General features: G+C 31.9%; 3 protein-coding genes and 2 pseudogenes. 3 read left to right on the forward strand and 2 right to left on the reverse strand.

The annotated features are described in order from the left end of the window. Both CD138_RS12400 and CD138_RS12405 read right to left on the reverse strand, forming a co-directional pair. Positions 1-71, reverse strand: a pseudogene (locus CD138_RS12400) (IS6 family transposase); the annotation flags it as partial. Between the two features lie 97 nt (positions 72-168). Next, positions 169-866 (reverse strand): annotated as a pseudogene (locus tag CD138_RS12405) (halocin C8 precursor-like protein). Positions 867-1,415: 549 nt separating this feature from the next. Between CD138_RS12405 and CD138_RS14085 the strand changes: the two are divergent. From CD138_RS14085 to mco, 3 genes are all read left to right on the forward strand, one after another. Further along, positions 1,416-1,517 (forward strand): type I toxin-antitoxin system Fst family toxin, encoded by a 102-nt coding sequence (locus CD138_RS14085; RefSeq protein WP_019169023.1) that lies wholly within the window; start codon positions 1,416-1,418, stop codon positions 1,515-1,517. 405 nt (positions 1,518-1,922) lie between these two features. Then, entirely contained in the window at positions 1,923-3,968 is a 2,046-nt protein-coding gene (gene copB / locus CD138_RS12410) for a copper-translocating P-type ATPase CopB (RefSeq protein WP_019169200.1), read from the forward strand. A 14-nt stretch (positions 3,969-3,982) separates the two neighbouring features. Next, the gene (gene mco, locus CD138_RS12415; RefSeq protein ID WP_019169201.1) at positions 3,983-5,416 is read left to right on the forward strand and encodes a multi-copper oxidase Mco; all 1,434 of its coding nucleotides are present in this window, start codon (positions 3,983-3,985) and stop codon (positions 5,414-5,416) included. Positions 5,417-5,558: the final 142 nt, after the last annotated feature.

Below are 5,558 nucleotides of genomic sequence, written 5' to 3' on the forward strand. Positions count from 1 at the left end.
TATCTTAAGTAGTAGCCAACGGCTACAGTTATGACGTCTTTATTAAATTGTTTACATCTGAAATAGTTCATGTAGAATACTCCTTTTTATTAAAATACATCAACGTAATTACAATAGAATATACAAAAAGAAATATCATTATAAACATTTCCATATAATCACCTTTTCCTATTTACAAATATAGTTAGTTGCACCAGTACAACCAAGAGATGTTATTAAACCGCAAATTGTGGCTAATGTAAATCCACCCCAACCGGTAGTGATACCTAGGGCAGCAGCTGCTGCCCAACATCCTCCTGCTCCACCAGTACCGCATAATGCACCGACTGCCCACTCACACCATCCGCGTTCCTTAGGTGGTAAATTTTTAAAGGATTCTTCTTCAATTTTATCTTTAGATGTAATGTTAAAATTTTTATCATAGTAATGACCTTTTTGGTCTATATTGAACTCATAATAAGGTTTGTCATTTAAAACACCCTTCATGTTAATGTATTCTTTATTATCATGTTTAACGAATTTTGAATACATCATGTGATCGTAAAAAATCTCTTTATTAGCTTCATTATATTTTAATTCAATCATAGCAAGATTATTATTCTTCTGAGCCAATTCTTTTCCAAATATGTAACTAACAGAATATACATTAGTATTTTCACCTTTATCTAAATGAACAATAATATTTTCATCTTTTATCGAATTAATAGAAGTTGAATTTGCATGTTCTTTATAAATAGATGTATTTTTAATCTTGTTAATAATATCTTGTTTAGTTTTACTATCAACATTACTTGTAGGTTTACTTACTTCTTTACTTTCAGCGTTTACATCTTGAAACCCTAAAGGATACAAAAACTTAAAAGCATAATAATAGACAAAATAGAAAAAACATCTTTTTCATATTTATCATTCTCCTTTATTAATTTTATGAATTCCCTTACATATTAACAAACTCAAAATCTCATTTGGTTTAAAATTCCTAAATGTTGTATTTTTATTCCTAATTGTTGCTTTATTCCAATTGCTTTATTGACGTTGAGCCTCGGAACCCTTAACAATGCCAAAACTTGTCGAATAGTCGGCTTAATAGCTCACGCTATGCCGACATTCGTCTGCAAGTTTAGTTAAGGGTTCTTCTCAACATCAATAAATTTTCTCGGCATAAATGCGTGCTTTTAAAAATAAAGATGTACTTATCTAATAAATAAGCGTATACTTAATCTAACGTAATAAAAGCTCGTGAATTTAATTGTAGTGTATTTTTCTGACTTTGCAACAGCACCTATAAAAGTAATGCTATTAACATATATACACTTATCGGAAGAGAATATGATTCAAAAGATATAGATGGTATAATAATGAAGTCGCCTATCTCTCAGGCGTCAATACAGACGCAGAGAGGAGGTGCATATTAAATGGTCGAAGTTCTTGTTCACATCACGACCACAGTCATCAGTGGTTGTATTATTGCGCTATTTACGCAATGGCTACGTACACGTAATAATAAGAAAAAATAGGCGATGTTAGCCATCACCTAAAAATCCCCTCACTACTCGCAATAGTGAGGGGATTGGTGCATATAATGCACGAAGCTCTTGTTAATTGAATTATAACACTATAGTGGGTAGAAATGCAAAAGTATCGTTACATACTCGTATTAGAAGTACATATACACAGCCATACACGTATGTATGTGTGTTGATGCTAATTATAATTACAGCATAATCATTGGATTTTCAGTATGTTACTTTTGTTGTACGAGAATTTTTTACTTAATGAATAAAAGAGAGTGTACAGAAAATGGTTATTTTCTGTACACTACAAAATAAAAAAGTCAAATGGTATATACCCCTATCCCGTATATGTTACACTCAAATTGTCTTATTACTATCTTTAAAAATATAAAATTAGGAGGTTTAATTTTGTCGAATAACAAAAAACACCAAAATCATGAGCATCATAGTCATCAAGAACATGAAAATCACACTAGTCATGGTAATCATGAACATCACCATCATGGAAATTTTAAAAGTAAATTCTTTATTTCTTTGATTTTTGCGATACCGATTATTATTTTATCGCCCATGATGGGAGTTAAATTACCGTTTCAAATTTCATTTACAGGGTCAGATTGGATTGTATTAATTCTTGCTACAATTTTATTCTTTTACGGAGGAAAGCCATTTTTATCAGGGGCTAAAGATGAAATTTCAACTAAAAAACCTGGAATGATGACGCTTGTTGCTCTAGGTATTTCAGTAGCTTATATTTATAGTTTATACGCCTTTTATATGAATAACTTCAGTGGTTCATCCACACATACAATGGACTTTTTCTGGGAATTAGCGACTTTAATTTTAATCATGTTATTAGGTCATTGGATTGAAATGAACGCAGTAGGTAATGCAGGCAATGCACTGAAGAAAATGGCAGAACTTTTACCTAATACTGCAGTGAAGCTGATTGATAACAATCAACGAGAAGAAGTTAAAATATCAGATATTCATATTGACGATATTGTGGAAGTCAGAGCAGGCGAAAGTATACCCACAGACGGAATCATTGTTCAAGGAGAAACATCAATTGACGAATCATTAGTTACTGGCGAATCAAAAAAAGTTCATAAAACTCATAATGATGATGTTATTGGAGGTTCAATTAATGGTTCAGGTACAGTACAAGTTAAAGTGACTGCTACGGGTGAAAATGGCTACCTATCTCAAGTTATGGGTCTTGTTAACCAAGCTCAAAACGATAAGTCAAAAGCTGAACTCCTCTCTGATAAAGTCGCAGGTTATTTGTTTTACTTTGCAGTAAGTATTGGCCTGATTTCATTTATCGTATGGATGCTTATTCAAAACAACGTCGATTTCGCACTTGAACGGCTAGTAACCGTATTAGTCATTGCTTGTCCACATGCATTAGGCTTGGCAATACCTTTAGTTACAGCACGTTCTACCTCTATAGGCGCACATAATGGTTTAATCATTAAAAACAGAGAATCTGTAGAAATCGCACAACACATTGATTACATCATGATGGATAAAACTGGGACACTAACTGAAGGTAACTTTTCAGTGAATCACTATGAAAGTTTTACAGACGAGTTAAATAATGAAGAAATATTGAGTCTATTTGCTTCATTAGAAAGTAATTCTAATCATCCACTTGCCACTGGTATTGTTGATTTTGCTAAAGGCAAAAATATTTCATATGCTACTCCTCAAGAAGTTAATAATATTCCAGGTGTAGGCTTAGAAGGCACAGTTGATAATAAAAAACTCAAAATAGTGAATGTTTCTTATCTCGATAAAAGCAATTTTGATTATAATAAAGAACAATTTACGAATCTCGCTCAACAAGGGAATTCTATTAGTTATCTAATTCATGACCGACAAGTTATTGGTATTATCGCACAAGGCGATAAAATTAAAGAAAGTTCAAAACAAATGGTTTCGGATTTATTATCGAGAAACATTACGCCAGTCATGCTTACAGGCGATAATAAAGAAGTGGCACAAACAGTGGCTGAAGAATTAGGTATTAGTGATGTCCACGCGCAATTGATGCCCGAAGATAAAGAAAGTATTATCCAAGATTATCAAAGCAATGGTAGCAAAATCATGATGGTTGGTGATGGTATCAATGATGCGCCAAGCCTTATTAGAGCAGATATTGGTATGGCAATTGGCGCAGGGACAGATGTAGCTATTGAATCGGGGGATGTCATACTCGTTAAAAGTAATCCTTCTGATATTATCAATTTTTTGTCCCTTTCAAAAAATACGATGAAAAAAATGGTTCAAAATTTATGGTGGGGCGCAGGATATAACGTGATTGCAGTTCCTCTTGCAGCTGGTATATTAGCTTCTATTGGTTTAATATTATCACCTGCTGTGGGTGCAATACTTATGTCTTTAAGTACGATCATCGTAGCAATTAATGCATTTACATTAAAATTAAAATAAAAGAGGTAAATATAATGTATAAAAAAATGTTCACAATTTTAATTACGTTATTTTCTATAATGTTTATGGTTCCTAATGATACTTTTGCAGAAGGTAAGCACAACATGATGGACATGAAAGAAAATGATCAAAAGCGAAATGATATGATGGATATGAAAAGTCATGACGAAAGAAAAAATTTGAATTCTTCACAAGGAAAAAATGAAATAACATTTCCCAAAGTTTTAGATCCTAAAAAAGATAACAATGGTTATAAAAGTTATACATTAAAAGCGCAGAAAGGAAAGACAGAATTTTACAAAGGTAATTTCTCTAACACTTTAGGATACAATGGAAATTTACTTGGGCCAACTTTAAAATTAAAAAAAGGAGATAAGGTTAAAATTAAGTTAGTCAACAACTTAGATGAAAATACAACATTTCATTGGCATGGGTTAGAAATAGATGGAAAAGTGGATGGAGGCCCTTCTCAAGTTATAAAACCAGGAAAAGAAAAAACAATAAAATTTGAGGTTAAACAAGAGGCTGCTACATTATGGTATCATCCCCACCCCTCCCCAAATACAGCTAAACAAGTTTATAATGGTTTATCAGGGTTATTATATATAGAGGATGACAAAAAGAATAATTATCCTAGCAATTATGGAAAAAATGATTTGCCTATAATAATCCAAGATAAAACATTTGTATCTAAAAAATTAAATTATACAAAAACGAAAGATGAAGATGGTACTCAAGGTGATACAGTCCTTGTGAATGGGAAAGTAGATCCTAAATTAACAACAAAAGAAGGAAAAATACGTTTGAGACTTTTAAATGGCTCCAATGCTCGGGATTTAAATCTTAAGCTAAGTAATAATCAAAGTTTTGAATATATTGCTTCAGAAGGCGGCCATTTAGAAAAGACTAAAAAGTTAAAAGAAATTAATTTAGCTCCTTCAGCAAGAAAAGAAATAGTAATAGATTTATCTAAAATGAAAGAAGAAAAAGTCAATCTTGTTGATAATGATGAAACAGTAATTTTACCAATTATTAACAAAGAAAAAAGTACTAACAAAGACACTACTCCAAAAGTAGATAAAAAAATCAAATTAGAAGGTATGGACGATAATGTTACTATTAATGGCAAAAAATTCGATCCTAACAGAATAGATTTCACACAAAAGGTAAACCGTAAAGAAACTTGGGAAATTGAAAACGTCAAAGATAAAATGAGTGGTATGAAGCACCCGTTCCATATCCACGGAACGCAATTTAAAGTTTTATCAGTGGATGGGAAGAAACCTTCAGAAGATATGAGAGGCAAAAAAGACGTTATATCTCTGGAACCTGGACAAAAAGCCAAAATAGAAGTGGTTTTTAAAAATACTGGGACATACATGTTCCATTGTCACATACTTGAGCATGAAGATCATGGAATGATGGGACAAATAAAAGTAACAAAATAATTTATATCGTCGCGATCATTTTATCATCTCCAAATATTTTAGGGATGAGGCTGGGACATTAAGTTCTTAGGCAATGTAAAAAAGCTGATTTCTATTAATTATTTGATGGAAATCAGCTTTTTTGATATTTATTTTATAATGT

Origin of the sequence: Staphylococcus intermedius NCTC 11048 (genome assembly GCF_002902385.1) — a bacterium.
In the GTDB taxonomy this organism is placed as follows: domain Bacteria; phylum Bacillota; class Bacilli; order Staphylococcales; family Staphylococcaceae; genus Staphylococcus; species Staphylococcus intermedius.

Coding starts and splice junctions, on each gene's coding strand:
- mco (WP_019169201.1), top strand. CDS start 3,983: ATGTATAAAAAAATGTTCACAATTTTAATTACGTTATTTTCTATAATG.
- CD138_RS14085 (WP_019169023.1), top strand. CDS start 1,416: ATGGTCGAAGTTCTTGTTCACATCACGACCACAGTCATCAGTGGTTGT.